Below are 19,878 nucleotides of genomic sequence, written 5' to 3' on the forward strand. Positions count from 1 at the left end.
GCACCACCGACCGTGAACACCCACGAGCCGCTCACTCAGCCGGAGGTGCAGGGCTTCGCCGCTCTGGCCGCCCGGCTGGCCGAGAACGTCAACGCTGTGGTGCTCGGCAAACCGCAGGTGGTGCGGCTGGCGCTGACCGCGCTCTTCGCCCAGGGTCACGTGCTGCTGGAGGACGTGCCCGGGGTCGGTAAGACGACCCTGGCACGGGCCATCGCCGCCACGGTCAAGGGTGAGTGGCGGCGCATTCAGTTCACGCCCGACCTGCTCCCCTCGGACGTGTCCGGCGTGACGATCTTCAACCAGGCGACCCGGGACTTCGAGTTCCATCCGGGGCCGGTCTTCGCCAACATCGTCATCGCCGACGAGATCAACCGGGCGTCGCCGAAGACCCAGTCGGCGCTGCTGGAGGTGATGGAGGAACGCACTGTCACTGTGGACGGGGTCCGGCACCCGGTGCCGTCGCCGTTCCTGGTGGTCGCCACCCAGAACCCGGTGGAGATGGACGGCACCTACCGGCTGCCCGAGGCGCAGTTGGACCGTTTCCTGGTGAAGCTCTCCGTCGGCTACCCGGACGAGGCCGTCGAGGTGGAGGTGCTGCGCGGCGCGACGGTGCGGTCCCCCGAGGCGCTCGCCCCGGTCACCGACACCGCCACCGTCGGCGAGATGGTCCGGATGGCCCGCCGGGTGCACATCGCGGAGCCGCTCTACTCGTATGCGGTCCGGTTGGCCGCTGCCACCCGCACCCATCCGCAGGTGCGCGTCGGCGTCAGCCCCCGGGGCGTGATCGCGTTGACCCGTGCGGCGTGCGCGTACGCGCTGATCGACGGGCGGGGCTGGATCATGCCGGAGGATCTGAAGGCGCTCGCCGAGGCGGTCTTCGCCCACCGGCTGCTGCTCACCCCGGACGCTCAGGTGCGCGGGATGACCCCCGCGGAGGTGCTGCGCCAGGCCGTCGCCTCGGTGCCGGTGCCGCTGCCGTCGGGGCAACCCGCTCCGGTGCAGGGCTGACCGGCAGCAGCGCGATGGGAATCACCGCCCGTGGGGTCGGGCTGCTCGTCGCCGCCGTGGTGCTGCTGGGGGCGGGTTTCCGGTTCGCGTACCCCGAGTTGACGTTGCTCGGCGCGGCGGCCGGCGCGGCCGTCGGCTACGCCGCGCTGGTCGCGGCCTGGCGGCCCCGGCTGACGGTGACCCGCCGTGCGGACCCGGACCGGGTGGCGCGTGGCGACCCGGCGAGCATGGCGTTGACAGTGCGCAACACCGGGCGGCTGCGCTCGGCGAACCTGCTGGCCGAGGACCGGTGCGGCCAGCGGAGCGTGCCGGTGCCGGTGCTGCGCCTGCGACCCGGTCGGGACACCGAGGTCCGCTACGACGTGCCGACCGACCGTCGTGGGGTGGTGCCGGTCGGGCCACTGCGGGTGACCCGCCGGGATCCGCTGGGGTTGGTGGCGCTGGCCCGCCCGTACGGTGCGGCGGTGCCGGTCTGGGTGCACCCCCGGATCCATCCGCTGACGGCCGTGCCCAGAGGCGCGGGCCGCAGCCTCGACGGTCGGGTGGACGGCGTCCCGCACGGGTCGATCACGTTCGACTCGCTGCGGGAGTACGTGGTCGGCGACGACTTGCGCCGGGTGCACTGGCGCACCAGCGCCCGGGTGGGTGAGCTGATGGTGCGGGAGAACGTGGACACCAGCCTGCCGCGCCTGGTCGTCCTGCTGGACAACCGTTCCGTCGCGCACCCGCAGCGGGTCGGCGGGGTGGCGGAGTCGTTCGAGTCGGCCTGCGAGGCGGCGGCGTCGGTCGTCACCGCCGCGCACCGCGCGGACCTGCCGGTGCTGCTGCTCATGGTCGCCGCCGAGCCCGCCGAGGCCACGACACTCGACGGCGAGGCCGGCGGGGCGCTCGGGCCACTGGACCGGCTCGCCGCCGCCGGCCTGTCCGACGACGGTGACGCGGTGCGGGCGGCCACCACCCGACTGCGGCAGGACCGGCTCGGCGACACGCTGATCTTCCTGACCGGGCCCGGTGGCCGCGACGAGTTGGGGCACCTCGGGGCGCTGCGCGGGGCGTACCCGTCGGTGGTGGTCGCGGTGTTCGGCGCGGCCGAGCCGACGCCGCCGGGCACCGCGGGTCTCGTGGTCGTCGACGCGGCCGACGGCGCGCAGTTCGCCGCCGAGTGGGACGGGGTACGCCGGTGGTGACGCTCGCCGTGCGGGTGCTGCGGGCGGCGGTCCTGCCGCTGGCCCTGATCGGGCTGACGGCGCTCGCCGGGGTGGTGCTCGGCCGGGTGTACGCGGGCAACCTGCTGACCTGGCTGGTGATCGGCGCGGCGGGGGGTTCGGTGCTGGTCAGCGTGGCCGCCCGGCGGCTGCCGTCCTGGTTGGTGGCACCGGTGTCGGTGGCCGCGATGGCCGGCTGGACACTGTGGTCACTGCGACTGGCCGCCACCCGCGCCGAGTTGCCGGGCGGCCTGCTGGAGGTCAGCGCGGACGCCGCCCGCAACGGCATCCCCCGGCTGCTCACCGCGATGATCCCGGTGGAGCCCACCCCGGACACCGTGCTGGTGCCGGTCGTCGCCGCCTGGCTGGCCGGGCTTACCGGCGCGGAGGTGGCGCTGCGCACCGGCCGGGTGCTGCTGGGCTATCTGCCGGCGGCGGGGCTCTACGCCGCCGCCCTCTACGTGGTCGGCCCGAACGCCGAACCGGCGGTGGGGTCGACAGTGGTGTTCGTCGCGGTCGCGGCCCTCGGCCTGGCCACCCCCACCCGCACCGCGGCGGGCGGCGGCGATCCGAGCGCCGAGCTGACCCCCGGGGTACGCGCGGCGGTGCGACTGCGCCTGGCCACCAGCGCGGCGCTCGGGGTGGCACTGGTGGTCGGGCTGGTGGCGTTGCTCGGCCCGGTCGTCGCCGAGCAGGTCGACGGCCGGCCGGTGGACCCGCGCCGGTACGTGGAGCCGCCGCAGGTGCAGACACTCGACGAGAACCCGCTGATCCGCATCTCCGGCTGGGCGCTGCACCCGGAGCAGAAACTCCTCGACGTGAGCACGGAACGCCCCGAGGCACCGCCCGCCGGCCCCCCGCCGGAGGCCGATCCCGCAGCCGACACCGCGCGCAGTGTGCGGATCCGGTTGGCGGTGCTCAGCGACTACGACGGGGTGACCTGGCGCGTCGGCGCGACGTATCGCAACGCCGGGCGGATCCTGCCGGCCGCTGCCGTGGCCCGCGACAGCACAGTGCGGACGGTCCGGCAGCAGATCAGCGTGGCTGAGTTGAGCGGTCGGCTGCTGCCCGCCGTGGCGACACCCCGGGAGGTCAGTGGGGCGCGGGTGGCGTACGACCCGGCGAGCGGGACGCTGATCCGACCGGAGGGGTTGACGCCGGGGCTGCGGTACGCGGTGACCTCCGCCGAGGAACGCCCCGACCAGAATCTGTTGGCCAGTGCGAACGTGCCCGCCGGCGACGAGGTGGCCCGGGTGCTGCGGGTCCCCGACGGGGTGCCCGACCCGATGCGCCGGCTGGCCACCCAGCTCGCCGAGGAGAACGGTGCCCCGTTCGCGCGGGCGTCGGCGATCGAGCAGTTCCTGGCCGAGCACTACCGGGTGGTGGCGGACGCGCCGAGCGGGCACGCGTACCCGAACCTGGGTTTCTTCCTGTTCGGGCCCCGCAACGGCGGCGGGCAGGAGGGCACCTCGGAGCAGTTCGCGGCGGCCTTCGCGGTCCTCGGCCGGCTCTCCGGGCTGCCCACGCGGGTGGTGGTGGGCTTCCGGACCAGCGGGCAGGGGCCGGTGCTGGCCGGTGACGCGTACGCCTGGCCGGAGGTGCTCTTCGACGGGCTGGGCTGGGTGTCGTTCGACCCGCTGCCCCGCCCCGACAACGAGCCCCGACCGGTGGAGGAGGACTTCCGCCCGACGCCGGAGGACCCGCCCCCGTCGGAGGCGCCGGCACCGACCGCCGAGCCCAGCGCCTCACCGGAACCGGCGGCCGCCGCCGACGCCCCGCCCGGCAACGACGGGGTCTCCATGCCGGTGCTGGTCGCCGGCGGCAGCGGCGGCCTGCTGCTGGTGGTGGTGGGGGCGCTCCTGCTCACCCTGCTGGCGATGCGCCGCTCGCTGACCCGCAGCCGGCTCGTGCGGGGCGACCCCGGCCAGCGCATCGCCGGCGCCTGGCGGGAGGTCACCGACGCGCTCCGGCTGGCCGGCAGACCGGTCGGCGACGACCTGGCCGCCACCGAGGTCGCCGGCCACGCCCGCCAAACCCTCGCCGACGCCCGTCTCGCTCGGAGCGGAGGTGACGCGGTCGGTGACCCGGGCGCCGTCGCGCCCACCGGCGACACGGCGGCGGCGGACCCGTCCGGCCCGGCCGTCGACGAGTTGGCGGCCCTGCTCAACCGGGTGGGCTTCGCCCCCGACGCCGCAACACCCGACCAGGCGGCTCGCGCCGCCGAGGTGGCCACCGCCTACGTGACCACCCTGCGCTCCACCCGCCCCTGGTGGCGTCGCCTGCTCTGGTCCGTGCACCCCACTCCCCTGCGCCGCGCCCGCCGCTCCCCGCGGTGATCAAGAGCTTTGCGTCGGCAGCGGGCCTCCTTCTGACACGAACTTCTTGATCACCGGCGGCAGGGTCAGGGACGGCCCTCCGGGGGGCCGGGGGGGGCGGGAAACACGTTGGCGCGGGGGGTGTCCAACTACCAGCATCAGAGCGTGGATCAACATTCGAGCGACATCGTCGACTACTACACGCAGCACTACCGCGAGGACCAGCGGCTCACCGCCCGCCCGCAGGCGCGACTGGAATGGATCCGCACGACACAGCTCCTGCGGGATCTCCTGCCCGGTCCGGGTGCCCGGGTGCTGGACATCGGTGGGGGCACCGGCGAGTACGCCCGGGCCCTCGTCGACGCCGGCTACGACGTCCGCCTCGTCGACCTGGTGCCCAGCCACGTCGCGCAGGCCCGCGACGGGCACCCTCCGGTCGAGGCACAGGTTGGCGACGCGCGTGCGCTTCCCGACGCCGACGACGGGTATGACGCCGCGCTGCTGCTGGGCCCGCTCTACCACCTGGTACGCCGCGCCGACCGGCTACAGGCCCTCAGCGAGGCGGTCCGGGTCACCCGCCCCGGCGGTCTCGTCGTGGCCGCCGTCATCTCCCGCTTCGCCGGCCCGTTGGACTTCGCGGCCACCGGACGACTCGACGAGAGGCTGCTCGACGAGGCCAGGGCGCTGCTGAGCGACGGCGTCAACGATCCGCGGATCGGATTCACCCACGCCTACTTCCACCGGATCGAGGAGATCACCGACGAGTGCGCGGCCGCGGGGCTGACCGATGTCGTCGTACACGGGGTGGAGGGACCGGCCTGGACGGCGGCGGAGGCGGCGGCGAACGGGCCGGCGCCGGACGTCGTCTTCGCCGCGGCGTTGGACCTGGCCCGGCTCTACAGCAGCGAGCCGGCGCTGATCAGCTCCAGCGCCCACCTTCTGGCCGTCGGGCGCGTTCCCACGCGGTAACGGGTCAGGTGGTCAGCCGGCGGATGAGTTTGCGCATGCCGGCCTGCCAGCCGTCCGGGTCCTCGGCGCGACGTCGCGCGTAGTCGGCGACCTCGGGGTGCGGCAGGATCAGGAAACGTTCCTCGGCCAGCCCGGCGACGGCCGCGTCGGCGACCTGGTCCGGGGTGAGCACCGCACCGGACGCGGCGACCACCCGGGCGCCCAGGTGAGCGTCGGCGAGCCCGTCGGCGAGCATCGGGGTGTCCACCCCCTGTGGGCAGAGTGCGCTGACCCGGATGCCCCGGTCCCGGTAGGTGATGGCCAGCCACTCGGCGAACCCCACCGAGGCGTGCTTCGTCGCGGTGTACGGGGCGTCGCCCACAGCCGTCAGCACACCCGCCGCGGAGCAGGTGTGCAGCAGGTACCCGCCGCCCCGGGCGAGCATTCCGGGCAGCACCGCGCGGGCCGAGTAGACGTGAGCGAGCACGTTGACCCGCCAGGCGCGGTCCCAACCGGCGTCGTCGACCTCCACTCCCCCGCCGGTGGTCACCCCCGCGTTGGCGCAGAACAGGTCGATCCGGCCGTACCGTTGCTCGGTGTCGGCGACCAGCGCGCGGACCTGCTCCTCGTCGGTGACGTCGAGGGCGCGGGCGTGCGCGACCGGGCCGATGCCCTCGGCCACCGCGCGGGCCGCGTCGGCGTCCAGGTCGGCGACCACCACGGCGGCGGCCCCCTCGGCGACGAATCGGCGCGACAGGGCCGCGCCGATGCCGCCGGCCCCGCCGGTGACCACCACGATCCGGTCGGTCAGGTTCACGCGGACGCCTCCACGACGTTGGTGCCCAAGCGGGCGATGAGGCTGAGCAGCGCGCTCGCGCCGCCAGCGGTGACCTCGGGGGTGGGCAGCAGCGCCATGACCGGTACGTCCACCCCGTTGTCGGCGTAGCGGCGCACCTCGGCGCGGCACCGCTCCGGTGAACCGTGCAGCACCAGCGCGTCGACCACCTCGTCGGGTACTGCCGCGTTGGCCCCGCGCCGGTCACCGGCGGCCCAGGCCGCCCACATGGGCGCGAGCGTCTCGTCGCGGCCGAGCCAACGGTGGAACTCGGCGTACGCCCCGACGGTGAGGTAGCTGGTGATGAGCCGACGGCCCAGCGCCCGGGCGTACGCGGTGTCCTCGGTGGGGCAGACGAAGATCCGGGCGGCGACCTCGAAGCCGGTGCGGCGCTCGCCCAGCTCGGCGAGGGCGCGCGGCACGTCGTCGGCGCTGAGCCAGTTGAGGATGACCCCGTCGGCTTCTGCGCCGGCCAGCCGGAGCATCCCCGGGCGCAGCGCGGCGAGCAGGATCGGTGGTGGCGTCGCCGGTGGTGCTTCCAGCGTGAACCGGCGGATGGTGAACGTGTCGTAGGCCTCGTCGACGGTTTCGCCGGCCAGCGCGGCGCGCAGGAACCGCAGCACGTCGCGGGTGCGGCGGAACGGCTCGTCGAACGGCACGGCGTTCCAGTCCCGGACGAGCACGGGTGAGGACGCGCCGATGCCGAGCGAGAACCGGCCCGGCGCGGCCTCGGCCAGCGCCGCCGCGCTCATCGCCAGCAGACCGGGGCCTCGGGTGAAGACCGGTGTGATCGCGGTGCCGAGCCGCAGCCCCGGCTGCCAGGCCGCGGCGAGCGCCAGCGGGGTGAACGCGTCGGTCCCGGCGACCTCTGACGACCAGACGTCGGTGAACCCGGCCCGGTCGAGGGCCGCGTAGGCCGCGTCGTGCTGCGCCAGCGCGATCCCGCTCAGCGGCACCGTCATGCCCCATCGATTCGTCACCGGTCGATCGTGCCCGTTCATGCGGGCCCGAGCAAGATCCCCGGGTTGGGCAGAATCGCCGGTTTCCGACCGTGCGTGGCGGTGGAAAGTGCTACCACTTCGAGGTGGACCGGACCGACGGCGCAGGCCGCTGACCATGGGTTTCAGGGCGGCAGGACACCTGGAGCCGGTCCCCGGGGCGGCCACACCGGGCCGGGCCACCTTCCTGGAACTCTTCTTCGATCTGGTGTTCGTCTTCGCGCTCACCCGGATCTCGGCGCGCGCGTTCGAGGACCTGACCGAGGAGTCGGGTCGGAAGTACATCTGGGAGGCGGTCACCGGCAGCGGCAAGACACTGCTGTTGCTGCTCGCGCTCTGGGCGGTCTGGCAGGGCACCGCGTGGACGACCAGCCGCTACGACCCCTACCGGGTGCCGTTGCAGACCGTGGTGATCACCGCATTGGTGTGCAGCATGCTGATGGGGGTCGCGATCCCCCGGGCGTTCAGCGAGACCGCGCTGATGTTCGCGGTGGCGTACGTGATCGCGCAGGTGACCCGGCCGGTGATCCTGTCGATCGCGCTGGGCCCGCACCCGTACCGCCGGCTGAAGGTGCGGATGTCGGTGATCTTCGCGCTGAGCGGGGTGCTCTGGATCGGCGGCGCGATGCTGGGCACCAACGGGCAGGTGGCGCTCTGGTCGGCGGCGCTGGCGTTCGAGTACCTGGCGGCCCGCTGTGGTTGGCCGGTGCCCGGCCTGGGCCGCTCGAGAATCTCGAAGTGGGAGATCGCCGGCGAGCACCTGGCCGAGCGGTACCAGCAGTTCTTCCTCGTCGCGCTGGGCGAGACGATCCTGGTGGCCGGTTTCGCGTACAGCAAGGGCCCGTACGAGACCGGGCACGCGTGGGCGTTCGCGCTGGCGCTGGCCACCTCGATCATGCTGTGGCGGATCTACGTGCAGCGGGCCGGGCGGATCCTGGGCGAGGCGGTGATGAAGGCCCGGCACCCCGCCAACATCGGCCGTTCCGCTGCCGACACCCACCTGGTGATGGTGATCGGTCTCGCTTCCACTGCTGTCGGATACGAGCTGATCATCGAGAGTCCGCTGGAGCGGATCCCCGGGCCGTGGCTGGTCATGGTGCTCGGCGGTCCGGTCCTGTTCCTGGCCGGGCGTTCCCGCCTGGAGTACGAGGTGTTCGCACGGGTCTCCCCGTCCCGGTGGATCGCCCTCCTGGTGCTGCTGGCGTCGGCCGTACCGCTGCGGCACCTGCCCGGGGTGGCCGCGACAGCGGTCGGAGCGGTGGTGCTGGCCGCTGTCGCGGTGGCCGACGCCCGTCGGGCCTACGGCGCCCCACCGGAGGCCGCCGCGCCACCGTTCTGAGCCTCGCGTGCCCGCGTCACTGCGGCGCGGAAGGCTAATCTCGGCCGGTGACCTTCTCCCTCGTCGCCCGCTCTGCCGACGGCCGCCTGCACGGCGTCGCCGTCGCCAGCAAGTTCCTCGCCGCCGGGGCGTTGGTCCCGGCCGCCGCCGCCGAGGTCGGTGCGCTGGCCACCCAGGCCCACGTCAACCTCGCCTACCGCCCGCAGGGCCTCACCCTGCTGCGCACCGGGGTGGCCCCGGCCGACGTGGTGGCCGGGCTGATCGCCGCCGACCCCGAGCGGGAGCACCGCCAACTCGGCGTCGTGGGGGCCACCGGTGCGGGTGCCACCTGGACCGGGCCGGCCTGCCATCCGTGGGCCGGCGGGCGGGCCGGCGACGGTTGGGCCGCACAGGGCAACATCCTCACCGGGCCGGAGGTCGTCGACGCTCTCGGCGCGGCCTGGCAGGCGGGAGCGGCGCTGCCGTTCGCCGAGCGGCTCGTCGCCGCGCTGCGGGCCGGCGACGAGGCTGGCGGCGACAGGCGGGGCCGGCAGAGCGCCGGTCTGCTGGTGGTCGAGCGCGGCGGCGGGTACGGCGGCACCAGCGATGTGGTGGTCGACCTGCGCGTGGACGACCACCCGGACCCGGTCGCCGAGCTGGGCCGGCTGCTCACTGTGCACACCATGCTGTTCGGCCGACCCGACCCGGCCACCCTGCTCGACCTGAGCGGCGCGGTCGCCGCCGAGGTGGCGGCGTTGCTCGGCGCGCTGGGCCACAGGGTGCACGAAGACGGCACGGAAGCGGCGTTGATCTCCTGGGCCGGGTTGGAGAACCTGGAGGAGCGGCTGGTGCCGGGCCGCATCGACCCGGTGGTGCTCACCCATCTGCGCGGTGTCGCCCCGCACGTCCCCGCACCCCGCGCCGCGAGCTGACCCCGCTCCGCCGCCCAGGTGTCTACGCCGGCTGGCTCAGCCCTTGACCCGGGGCACCAGCCGGTGCACGACGGTGAGCGCCAACGCCATCACCACCGCCATCGTGCCGGCGATCCCGGCGGCGCTGCCCGCGTACCCGACGAACAGGGGACGGCGGGCCAGCTCCTCCGGCCCGATGTCGCGCAGGTCGAGCAACCAGGACAGGGCGAGCCCGCAGGCCACCAGGGCGAGCGCACCACCGAGCCCGAGCACGAGCGCCGCGACCCGGTGCGCGTCGCCGGGGGCGATCTCGGCCTGCTCCCGTTGGGTGACCAGCAGCAGCAACCCGGCCAACGCCGCCCACACACCCACCACCAGGTACGCGGCGGCGGCGTCGCTGGGTCGGTGCCAGCCGGCGGAGAGGGTGGCGACTCCGGCGACGGCGGCGTACCCGGCACCGATGAAGGCACCGACGGCTCGCACCTTGCGCGGCAGCACGAGCATCAGCGCGACCGCCACCGAGGCGGCCACTGTGGCGTGCCCGCTCGGGAGGCTGTTGCCCACCGCGGCGCGCTCCGGGTCGACACCGTAGTCGGGCCGGTTCAGCCCGTACTTGAGCAACTGGGTGGTGACGTTGGCTCCGGCGATCAGCAGGGTCGCGGTGATCGCCAGGGCGATCCGCCCCCGGATCAGCGCGATGAACCCGATCGTCGCGGTGGCGGCCAGCAGCGAGACCACCGACATCGCGTTGAGGATCTTGTCGACGGGACCGTCGATGGTGTCCTGCCCGATCCGGTTGCCGGTGAGGGCGACCGTGTCCACCCACTGACCTATCTCGGAGTGCACGGCCACCCGCCACACGGCGAGGAAGGCGGCCGCCTGGACGAGGGCCAGTACGACCAACCAGACCGCGGTCCAACCCCGTGCCGTCGCGCGCATCCGCACACCGTAGCGGCAGGTGTCAGCGGTCCGACCGGTGGCCCGCCACCATTCGCCGGTTAGGTTGTGCCGGAGGCGAGGAGGCGGTGGTGAGCGGAGTACCCGAGCGCGACAGCGGCCCGACCGAACCCGGGCCGGAGCAGGGTGAAGGCGACGATCCGGGGTCGGCGGGGCCGGTGCCGACGGGCGGCGACACCGGCCCGGGTGGGCCGGCGCGGGCCGAGTCGCTGACGGATCTGCTGGGCGGGCGACGCGGGGCCGTCGACGCCACAGTGCCGCCGCTGGCCTTCGCGGTGGGCTGGCTGCTGGGCGGCGAGTCGTTGTGGGGCGGGGTCGGCGCGGCGCTGGCCGTGGGCGCGGTGGTGGCCGGCGTACGGCTACGCCGGGGTGACCGGCCGCGCTCGGTGCTGATCGGGCTGCTGGCCGTCTGCGTCGCGGCGTTGATCGCGGTGCGCACCGGCCGGGCCGAGAACTTCTTTCTGATCCAGGTGCTGTCGAACGCCGCGAGCGCTCTGGCGTGGACGGTCAGCATCGTGGTGCGGTGGCCACTGCTCGGTGTGCTGGTCGGCGCGGTGCTGGGCCAGCGGGCCGGGTGGCGGCGCGACCCGGCGCTGCTGCGCGGGTACGGCCGGGCCAGTTGGGTGTGGACAGTGACCTACCTGCTGCGGCTGGCCGTGTTCGTGCCGCTCTACCTGGGTGGGCAGGTGCTCGCGCTGGTGGTGGCCCGGGTGGCGCTGACCTGGCCGCTGGTCGCCGCGGCGCTGGCGCTGAGCTGGCTGGTGCTGCGGCGCTCGCTGCCGGCCGGGCACCCGGGGTTGCGTCACCCGGTCGCGCCGCCTCGCTGAAGACCCAGTCCCGCGCGGCCAAACTCGGCGCGGGAAGCGGCCGGACTCGGGGCGGGCAAGCGGCCGGACTCGGGGCAAAAAAGTGGAGAGGCCGCCACGGGGGGAGCGGCCTCTCCGGTGACGTACGTTACTCCGTCACAGACCTCGGTGTGATCCCGCGACGGCCCGAATTTCTGGGCTTTTTCGCGGCTGGCTCCAGTCCGGGCGGTGGGGTGGGCCAGCCGATCCGCTGCGTCGGCCAGATGGCCGGCCCACCCCGGCCTGACCGTGGGTGTCAGGCCGTCCCGCCGGCCCCGGTCCGTCGTTCCCCGGACCGGGGCCGCATCCCGGGGTGGGCGGTCCACGCCACCCACCCCGGGTCGTCTCAGCCGTTCGGGAACATGCTGCCGTAGTCGGCGTACGCCATGGCGACGTCCGCCTGTGCCCAGAACCGGTGGTAGTTGAACTCGGGCTCCGGACCACCGTTCAGGTACGCCTGCACCTTGGGCCAGTCCGGGTCGTTCTTGTAGAAGGACCGGATGTCGAGGAAGCTCTTGCCGGCGGCGATGGCGTCGCCGTTCGGCATCTTCCCGGTCCAACCCGACGGAACGTAGAGGCCCTGCCCGGTGGACGCGTTGTAGACGTCGTCGAAGCGCCGGTAGTCGCCACGCTTCTCGGTGGTGGAGACACCCTTGGCGTCGCTGGCGGCCGACAGCGCGTCGAGCAGCCCCTTGGCGGTGGTCTTCGCCGCCACGTTGCCCGACTTGGCCGCGTACGCGATCAGGATCCGGGCGTAGGCGGCGGTGACACCGACGTCCTGGCCCTTGCTGATGACCTCGACGTGCAGGCCGGTGTTGGGCTGCGGGTTGGACGGGTTCCAGGTGGTCGGCTGACCGGTCCACGCCATGTCCGACGGGATCGACCAGTTGGTGCCGAGGGTGGTGTTGGCGATCGCCCAGGGCACCCACTTGTCCAGCAGCGCCTTGGCCTTCGCGTTGCCGGTCTGCTGGTACAGCTCGGCGATGCGCTGCATCGACCAGGCCTGCATACCGAACCACTGGTTCGACGGCGGGTCGTTGTAGACCGGGTCGACGTCGTAGAACATGCCGTAGAAGGTGCTGGTCCCGGCCGGCGGCTGGGCGTAGCTACCGTCCCAGCTGTTCGTGGCGCCACCGGCGATGCCGCCCTCGGCGGACTGCAACCAGGTGTAGAACTCCAGCTGCCGCTCGAAGCTCTTGGTCCAGTCGGCGACCGCCGTCGACGACTGCGGCTTGAGCTCCGGGGTGTTGGTCAGCGCCCAGGCCGCGAACGGGTTCTGGTAGCCGAAGTGGTTGTGGCTGGAGCCGATCCGCCAGGACCAGTTCTGGCTGGCGTCGTACGCGCCGCCCCAGGCGTAGTACCAGGACAGCAGGTAGTGCGCCGAGTCCTTGCCGCTGCCGGCGGGGCAGGTGCTGGCCCCGACGCAGTTGCCGATCTTCTTGAAGTACTTGTCGAACATCGCGTACCGCAGGTAGTCGCCCATCTTGGCGGCCTTGGTGATGGTGGCCGCGACGTCGGCCTGCTTGTTCTGCGCCTTGGACCAGGTCAGCGCCCAGTACGCGGCCTGCACGGCGCGGGCGTCGGCGTCCGGGGCGTTGGTGTACTTCCACTGCTTGGCGGGGGCGCCGGTGTCCTTGACGAACAGGTCGAGGTAGCCGTACTGACCGCCGTGCTTGAAGGTGTCGCAGGAGGGCTGCGGGATGGTCTCCCACACCGACTCCTGGGTGCCCCGCTGGAAGGTGTTGATGTAGGCCGGCTTGGTGGTGCCGTCACCGCAGCGGCCGAAGCCGTAGGTGTTGTCGACGTCCATCAGCCAGTGCATGCCGTAGATGTCGCCGGTGCCGTAGGTGGACTGCAACTCCGAGCGCAGCGGGTCCTGGCCGACCGAGACGTTCGGGTTCAGCGCCGACGGGTACTGGCTGGGCAGGTTGTACTCCGCGGCGTACTGCGGGGTGCCCGCGGAGCCGGCGGTCGGCTGGTCGGCGTGCGTGGGGATGATGTACTTCTCCATCACCGTCCAGGCGTTGTTGAACGGGGCCCAGTTCTGGGTGACCTTGCCGTAGTAGGCCTCCAGCCAGAGCCAGAAGCTGAACGCCTCCGAGGTGGTCTCGTGGCCGTGGTCGGGCGCCTCGACGATCAGCGTCTCCACCGAGTGGTACGGCACGCCCTCGGGGCTGAAGTAGCCCGAGTTCTTGATCTTGCCGTACTGCTCGAGGAACTTCGCGGTGTAGGCGTTGTCGCCGCCGGGGGTGTCGTTGTCGATCTCGGTGGCGCTGACCGCCAGCGAGGCGAGACCGGTGGCGGACGCGGTGATGGTGGCGGCGCCACCGACGGTGTCGGCGTCCTCCGCCGCGGCGACCGTGACGGTGACCCCGGTGTTCCAGTTGCTCGGGGTCAGCGTGACCGTGGCCGGCGAGACCGTGACGTCGGTGTCACCGGTGCGGGTGAGGGTGACCGGCACGTTGGCCGTCGGGGCGGCGCTGAGCTTCAGGTTGAAGGTGGCGCTGCCACCCTCGGCGACGCTCACCGCGGACGGGGTGGCGACCAGTGTCGGGCCGGTGGCGGCCCCGACGGTGAACGCCTTCTCGTCGACCCCGATGCCGTTGGCGTTGTCGTACGCCTTGGCCTGGACGGTGTAGCTGCCGGCCGGCAGGTCCTCCTGCGTGTACGCGTACGGGGCGGAGGTGTCGGTGTTGATCAGCAGGCCGTTGCGGTAGAACTCGACCTTGCTGATCGTCCCGTCCGGGTCGCTGGCGGTGGCCGTCAGCGGCACGTCGGCCGGCGCGGTGAACGGCCCGGTCGGCAGGCCGAGGGAGACCGTCGGCGGCTGGTTGGCCGGGGTGCCGTTGCAGGGGGTGCCGTTGAGCGTGAACGAGGTGGGCTTCGGGTTGCTGCCCGAGTGGGCGCCGTTGAAGCCGATGGTGGTGGAGGCCCCGGTGGCAAGGTTGCCGTTGTACGACTCGTTGGTCGCGGTGACCTCGCTGCCGGTCTGGCTGTATCTGGCCGACCAGCCCTGGGTGACCCGCTGACCGCTGGTCGGGAAGGTCCACTTGAGCGTCCAGTTGCTCACCGGGTCACCCAGGTTCTTGATGGTGACGTTCGCGGTGAAGCCGGTGTTCCAGTCGTTGGTCGCGTAGACCACGTCGCAGGCCGGTGCGGCCTGTGCGGCGCCGGCAGGCAGGGTCACCCCGCCGATGGCGAGCAGCGCGGCGGCGGCGAGCGCCACGCGGCGGCGTATTGCCAGTTGTCTCATGTGCGCGGTGTCTCCTCGGACCAGGCCGGGATGGTCCCCGGCGAGGCGCCTGCCCGCGAGGGTGGTGGTGGTCCGCGGGGATGTCGAGGCGCCGGGAAGGTGGTCTTCCCCGGGCCCGGCCGGGGGTAGGGCGGTCGCGACCCGCACGGGAGGGGGTCCCGCCGGCTGCGCTCGGGTGACCGTGACCGGAGCTGGCGCTGCCGGTTGCCCTCGGTGGACCCGCACTCACGCGATGTGGCTCCTGTCGCGTCGAATCGACAGTGTGCCATGGAAGCGCTCCCACAACAAGCGCACGGAGCGCTGGATCAGCTCCTTGTTTCGATCTCGTTTTGGGTCTTTCACAAAGGCGTGACGGGCGTTACAGTCGCAACATCGGTCGATGGGAGCGCTTCCATCGACAAGGTTCCAACAAGAAGATCGCTGGGGTCGTTCTGACGAGCCCAGGGAACCAGACCGAGGGCCGACGACGGGCCAGCCCGGACGCCGTCGTCAGCCATCGTCCCGCCACAGGGAGGGAGGTGGAACCAGAGCCACTCGCGTGGCCCGGCTCCCGCGCGACACGCACGGCAGGACCCAAATTCCGCCCGTGTGTGTGCAGTTACGGTGGGGACGGGGGTTGCCCTCCCCCGTCCCCACACTAAACCCCCGTACACGATAGGAAAAGAGGCCGACGGGACAGGCGCGCCGCGCCGCCCGGACGGCCTCGTTCGCTGCTCGGGGCCCACACCCGCCTCCCAACCGCCAGCGCCGGCCGTTCTGACGGCCGGCTGACCGGCCGGCAGCGTCTGCCCTATCATGGGAGCGCTCCCGAATCTTTCGGCGGTGGCCCCGTATCCATGAGGAGAATCCATGTCGATACCTACCGGGCCCGCCGGCCCGCTGCGCTTCCCGGACAACTTCGGCTGGGGCGCGGCCACCTCCGCCTACCAGATCGAGGGCGCCGCCAAGGAGGACGGGCGCGGCGAGTCGGTCTGGGACACCTTCAGCCGCGTCCCAGGTCGCACCCGCAACGGCGACACCGGCGACGTGGCCATCGACCACTACCACCGCTACGCCGAGGACCTCGACCTCATGCGCGACCTCGGGTTGCGCAGCTACCGCTTCTCCATCTCCTGGCCCCGGATCCAGCCCGACGGCACCGGCACGCCCAACCAACGCGGCCTCGACTTCTACCGCCGCCTCCTCGACGGCCTGCACGAGCGCGGAATCACCCCGATGGCCACCCTGTTCCACTGGGACCTCCCGCAGGCGCTCCAGGACGCCGGCGGCTGGGAGTCACGCGACACCGCCCACCGCTTCGCCGACTACGCCGACGTGGTCTTCCGCGCCCTCGGCGACCGGGTGCCGGCCTGGCTCACCATCAACGAACCCAAGACCGTGGTGCAGAACGGCTATCTCACCGGCCACCACGCCCCCGGGCGGCAGGACCCGGACGCCGCCTACCTGGTCGCCCACCACCTGCAACTCGCCCACGGGTACGCCGTCGCCGCGCTGCGCGCCACCGGCAGCGACAGCCGCATCGGCCCCGCGCTCAACCTGCACCCCTGCTACCCCGCCGACGACTCCCCGCAGGCTGCCGCGGCGGCCCACCTCTACGACGCCTACGAGAACCGCCTCTACCTCGACTCCCTGCTCAAGGGCAGCTACCCGGAGGACCTGCTGGCCGACCTGGGCCCGCAGAGCCGGATGGCCCAGGGCATCCGCGACGGCGACCTGGAGACCATCTCCGCGCCGGTCGACCTGTTGGCGGTGCAGTACTACACCCCGATCTACGTCACCGGCGACGGCGGCACCACGCACCGCTGGGAGACCTCCGAGGCCGAATGGCAGCAGATCTACCCCGAGGGGATGTACGACCTGCTGACCCGGATCACCCGCGAATACGGGCCGATCCCGCTCACCATCACCGAGAACGGGCTGCCCACACCGGACACCCTGGGCGCGGACGACACCGTCCAGGACACCGGGCGGATCAGGTTCCTGCGCGACCACCTCACCGCCGCGCACCGGGCCATCGCCGAGGGAGTGCCGCTGGAGAGCTTCCACGTCTGGTCACTGCTCGACAACTTCGAGTGGGACCAGGGTTACGACCAGCGCTGGGGCCTGGTCTACGTGGACTACGCCACCCAGCGTCGGGTGCTCAAGAACTCCGCCACCTGGTACCGCTCGGTCATCGCCGACGGCGGCTTCTGAGCGCGCCGCCACCCGGACGCCCGGGCCCGGACGGCTCGGCTCGGGTGAGCCGCGACCGTCCGGGCCTCGGCCGGCTCACTCAGCGGGGCAGCGCCTGCTGCAACTCCGCCCGCAGGGCCGGGGTGAGCATCTCCCCCGCCTGCTTGGCCAACCGGGCCATCTCGTAGCCCACCACGCCGATGTCCGCGTCACCGGCGGCCAGCGTGGCCAGAATCGAACCGTCGCGGATCTGCATCACCAGGAAGTAGCCCCGGCCCATCTCGACCACCGTCTGCTTGACGATATCGCCGTCGAACATCGAGGCAGCGCCCGCGGTGATACTCATCAGCCCGGAGGTCACCGCGGCGAGCTTGTCCGCGTTGTCACGCGGCAGGTGATCGGAGATCGCCACCAGCAGCCCGTCGGAGGAGACCACCACCGCGTGCGCCACACCCGGCACCCGCTCCGCGAACGCGCTCACCAGCCAGCTCAGGTCACGCGCCTCCTGGCTCAACGTCGTCACTGTCGTCGTCCCCCTTCGTCGTGCCCCCCGGACGGTGGCACGGGTATCTCGGTGGTGTCCTCAGCCTCGGCGCGCCGTACTCCGCTGTAGAGCCGCGAGAGCATGCCGCCGACCGCCTCCGGGTCCGGGTCGGTGCGGGTCGGTGCCGTCTTCGGTTGTGCCGAACGGGTGACCGCGCTCAACTGCGCCATGGGCACCCGCACCGGCAATCCCCGCTCATTGGTGCCGGCGGTCACCGGGATCGTCGGTGGCGCCGCCGCGGCGGGCACCACCGGCGCCGGGCCCTGCCGCGAATACCAGCCCCCGCCGGCACCACGAGCGGCGGCGGGGGTCAACACGTCCTCGGCGCGTACCGGCACCGGGCGGCCCTGACGCGGCACGCCGACGCCCGGCGGGCGGCCGGCCACCGGCAGGTCCCGCACCGCGCCGTTCACCATCGGGGCAGCGGCCGGCCGGGCGGCCCCGGGCTGCGGAACCACCCCTCGTGCCGCGCTCGCCGCCAGCATCCGTGCCGACGGGGGCGCGTCCAGCTCCACGCTGCCCGGCGGCGCCAGCAACTCCGCGGGCAGGGCGAGCCGGGCGACCAGGCCGTCCTCGCCGCCCTGCAACCGCACACGGACGCTCAACCGGGCCGCGAGGTGACTGACCACGAAGAGCCCCATCCGCTCCACCGCCGCGACGTCCGCGGCCGGAGGGCTGGCCAGCACCTCGTTCGCCTGCACCAACGCGGTCGGGCTCATACCCAGACCGCGGTCGACGATCTCGATCAGCGCACCGCCCGCCTCGACCCGGGCGGTCACCACCACGACGGTGTCCGGACGGGAGAAGGCCGTGGCGTTCTCCAGCAGCTCGGCCAACAGGTGCACCAACTCGCCGACAGCGTGCCCGACCACGTGCACGTCAGCGACCGACTCGATCCGAACCCGCTGGTACTGCTCGATCTCCGCGGCGGCGGCCAGCAGCACCGCACCGAGCCCGACCGGCCGGTTCCACCGGCGGGTGGAGTCGGTGCCGGCGAGCACCAGCAGGCTCTCGTCGTTACGGCGCATCCGGGCGGCCAGGTGATCGAGCTTGAACAGGTTCTCCAGCTGGTCCGGGTCGCTCTCCTCGCGCTCCAGGTCGTCCAACAGCTCGAGCTGACGCTCCACCAGCACCTGGCTGCGGCGGGCCAGGTTGACGAACATCGCGTTGACGTTGCGCCGCATCAGCGCCTGCTCGACGGCGACGGTGACCGCGCTGCGGTGCACCGCCACGAACGCCTCGGCCAGCTCGCCGATCTCGTCGAGTGAGCGGACCACCGCCGGCGCGACGTCGATGCGCGGCACCCCGCCGGTGACGGTCTTCAGTCGGTCCAGGGCGTCTGGCAACTCGACCTGGGCGATCCGCAACGCCTGGCTGCGCAGCAGCCGCATCGACCGGGCGACCGAACGACCGATGAGCAACGAGATCAGCAGTGCGGCCAGCAGGACCGTGACCACCCCGCCGACGACCAGCAGGGTCGTTCGCAGCTGATCGTCGCTGGCCTCCTCGGCCTGCCGGACAGCGTCGTCGAGCACCCCCGCCTCAAGCTGACGCAGCAGCTCCTGACGCTGCTGGCTGGCCGACCACCACTGCTCCGACGGCAGCACCTGCGGCGACGCGCCGCCGGAGGACAGGCTGCGCTCCTCCAACCCGGTGGCGACCAGGAACATCGGCGACACCGAGGTCTCGTCGTAGCGGCGGATCTGCTCACTGGTCGCGGCCACCCGGAACGCGCCGAGCGCGGTGAGTTGCTGACCGCGCAGGTCGGCGAGGATCACCCGGTCCTCGGTGCCGTACGCACCGGCGCGGGCGGCGGCGTAGAGCTGGGCCCGCACCCGGGAGGAGAGCTCCTTGACCCGGGCCAACTGGACGTAGCGCAGCACGGAGTCGTTCAACGCCGGCTGGTTCTGCCCCGGCGTCGGCTCGGCGAGCAGGTCGAGCAACGCCCCGACGGCCCGGTGGTAGTTGCCCAGGATGGTCTCGGTGCTGAGCACCGCAGGTGGGATCGCCGAGCGGATGTCGACCACCTGGTCGTACGCCTCCAGCGCCTCGGAGAAGGCCACCCGCCAGGACGCGTCCGCGTCGGCCAACGGCTCGGCGGCCCGGCTGAGGTCCACGATGGCTTTGTCGGTGGCCGCCTGCAACGGCTTCAGGTCGTTCGCCGTGGCCTGCCGGTCACCACCTTTACGCAGCTCACCCAGCTCCCCCGCCGAACGGTCACGCTCCTCCTGGAGCTGGTGCACCGCCGCGGTGATCTGCCGGCCGATGCCGACCTGACTGGAGAAGTCGTTCAACGCCGTCGTCCGCCCCACCAGGGTGCTGGTCTGCACCCCGGCGAGCAGGAGGAACGCCATCGACGGCACCAGCAGCACCGTGGCGAGCTTCGTGCTCATCCGCCAGTCGCGCAGCCGGAACGGCGACCGCCGTCGATGCGGAACGACTCGGACATCGAAGCGACGTCGGCGATGGTTCGACACCGCGCCGTTCGCCGGGTCGGGACCTGCCGCCACCCTGCCTCCTCCGTCCTACCGCGTCCACCGCGGTCGGGGGAGCGCAGTCCATCCAACCA

14 protein-coding genes are annotated in these 19,878 nt (G+C 72.8%); 8 read left to right on the forward strand and 6 right to left on the reverse strand.

Features of this window, described 5'->3' with window-relative positions; all coding sequences use genetic code 11:
• Positions 1-12 precede the first annotated feature (12 nt).
• From ABZU43_RS22200 to ABZU43_RS22215, 4 genes are all read left to right on the forward strand, one after another.
• A complete protein-coding gene (locus ABZU43_RS22200) occupies positions 13-1,008 on the forward strand; it encodes a MoxR family ATPase (RefSeq protein WP_355008383.1) in 996 nt (331 codons plus the stop codon).
• Between the two features lie 14 nt (positions 1,009-1,022).
• The gene (locus ABZU43_RS22205; RefSeq protein ID WP_355008384.1) at positions 1,023-2,195 is read left to right on the forward strand and encodes a DUF58 domain-containing protein; all 1,173 of its coding nucleotides are present in this window, start codon (positions 1,023-1,025) and stop codon (positions 2,193-2,195) included.
• Complete coding sequence (locus ABZU43_RS22210) at positions 2,189-4,549, forward strand: transglutaminaseTgpA domain-containing protein (protein ID WP_355008385.1); 2,361 nt, start codon at positions 2,189-2,191, stop codon at positions 4,547-4,549. Before ABZU43_RS22205 ends, ABZU43_RS22210 begins: the two co-directional genes overlap by 7 nt.
• Positions 4,550-4,693: 144 nt before the next feature.
• On the forward strand, positions 4,694-5,497 hold the full coding sequence (locus ABZU43_RS22215; protein ID WP_355008386.1) for a class I SAM-dependent methyltransferase: 804 nt from the start codon (positions 4,694-4,696) through the stop codon (positions 5,495-5,497).
• A 4-nt stretch (positions 5,498-5,501) separates the two neighbouring features.
• On the opposite strand, the gene ABZU43_RS22220 is transcribed toward ABZU43_RS22215, so the two are convergent.
• Positions 5,502-6,293, reverse strand: coding sequence for an SDR family oxidoreductase (locus tag ABZU43_RS22220; protein ID WP_355008387.1), 792 nt, complete (start codon positions 6,291-6,293; stop codon positions 5,502-5,504).
• Positions 6,290-7,273 (reverse strand): LLM class F420-dependent oxidoreductase, encoded by a 984-nt coding sequence (locus ABZU43_RS22225; RefSeq protein ID WP_355008430.1) that lies wholly within the window; start codon positions 7,271-7,273, stop codon positions 6,290-6,292. The genes ABZU43_RS22220 and ABZU43_RS22225 overlap by 4 nt, the downstream gene beginning before the upstream one ends.
• Positions 7,274-7,427: 154 nt before the next feature.
• Between ABZU43_RS22225 and ABZU43_RS22230 the strand changes: the two genes are divergently transcribed.
• Positions 7,428-8,648 (forward strand): low temperature requirement protein A, encoded by a 1,221-nt coding sequence (locus tag ABZU43_RS22230; RefSeq protein ID WP_355008388.1) that lies wholly within the window; start codon positions 7,428-7,430, stop codon positions 8,646-8,648.
• Positions 8,649-8,695: 47 nt separating this feature from the next.
• Positions 8,696-9,559, forward strand: a complete 864-nt coding sequence (locus ABZU43_RS22235) for a DUF1028 domain-containing protein (RefSeq protein ID WP_355008389.1) — start codon at positions 8,696-8,698, stop codon at positions 9,557-9,559.
• 36 nt (positions 9,560-9,595) lie between these two features.
• Here the strand turns inward: ABZU43_RS22235 and ABZU43_RS22240 are convergent, their stop codons facing one another.
• Positions 9,596-10,483, reverse strand: coding sequence for a phosphatase PAP2 family protein (locus ABZU43_RS22240; RefSeq protein WP_355008390.1), 888 nt, complete (start codon positions 10,481-10,483; stop codon positions 9,596-9,598).
• A gap of 170 nt (positions 10,484-10,653) precedes the next feature.
• On the opposite strand from ABZU43_RS22240, the gene ABZU43_RS22245 reads away from it, so the two are divergent.
• Positions 10,654-11,322, forward strand: a complete 669-nt coding sequence (locus tag ABZU43_RS22245) for a DUF3159 domain-containing protein (RefSeq protein ID WP_355008431.1) — start codon at positions 10,654-10,656, stop codon at positions 11,320-11,322.
• A gap of 364 nt (positions 11,323-11,686) precedes the next feature.
• Here ABZU43_RS22245 and ABZU43_RS22250 read toward each other — a convergent pair whose 3' ends face one another.
• Positions 11,687-14,593 carry a glycoside hydrolase family 48 protein gene (locus ABZU43_RS22250; RefSeq protein ID WP_355008391.1) on the reverse strand — a complete coding sequence of 969 codons (2,907 nt, stop codon included), beginning with the start codon at positions 14,591-14,593 and terminating at the stop codon, positions 11,687-11,689.
• An 849-nt stretch (positions 14,594-15,442) separates the two neighbouring features.
• On the opposite strand from ABZU43_RS22250, the gene ABZU43_RS22255 reads away from it, so the two are divergent.
• Entirely contained in the window at positions 15,443-16,786 is a 1,344-nt protein-coding gene (locus tag ABZU43_RS22255) for a GH1 family beta-glucosidase (RefSeq protein ID WP_355008392.1), read from the forward strand.
• Between the two features lie 79 nt (positions 16,787-16,865).
• Here the strand turns inward: ABZU43_RS22255 and ABZU43_RS22260 are convergent, their stop codons facing one another.
• Both ABZU43_RS22260 and ABZU43_RS22265 read right to left on the reverse strand, forming a co-directional pair.
• Positions 16,866-17,279: a roadblock/LC7 domain-containing protein gene (locus tag ABZU43_RS22260; protein WP_355008432.1), complete on the reverse strand. Its 414-nt coding sequence runs from the start codon at positions 17,277-17,279 to the stop codon at positions 16,866-16,868.
• Between the two features lie 5 nt (positions 17,280-17,284).
• Positions 17,285-19,819 (reverse strand): ATP-binding protein, encoded by a 2,535-nt coding sequence (locus ABZU43_RS22265; RefSeq protein WP_355008393.1) that lies wholly within the window; start codon positions 19,817-19,819, stop codon positions 17,285-17,287.
• Positions 19,820-19,878 lie beyond the last annotated feature (59 nt).

It is taken from the genome of Micromonospora sp. NPDC005205, from assembly GCF_040608275.1.
Taxonomy (GTDB): domain Bacteria; phylum Actinomycetota; class Actinomycetes; order Mycobacteriales; family Micromonosporaceae; genus Micromonospora.

Coding starts and splice junctions, on each gene's coding strand:
- ABZU43_RS22205 (WP_355008384.1), top strand. CDS start 1,023: ATGGGAATCACCGCCCGTGGGGTCGGGCTGCTCGTCGCCGCCGTGGTG.
- ABZU43_RS22225 (WP_355008430.1), bottom strand. CDS start 7,273: ATGACGGTGCCGCTGAGCGGGATCGCGCTGGCGCAGCACGACGCGGCC.
- ABZU43_RS22230 (WP_355008388.1), top strand. CDS start 7,428: ATGGGTTTCAGGGCGGCAGGACACCTGGAGCCGGTCCCCGGGGCGGCC.
- ABZU43_RS22250 (WP_355008391.1), bottom strand. CDS start 14,593: ATGAGACAACTGGCAATACGCCGCCGCGTGGCGCTCGCCGCCGCCGCG.
- ABZU43_RS22255 (WP_355008392.1), top strand. CDS start 15,443: ATGTCGATACCTACCGGGCCCGCCGGCCCGCTGCGCTTCCCGGACAAC.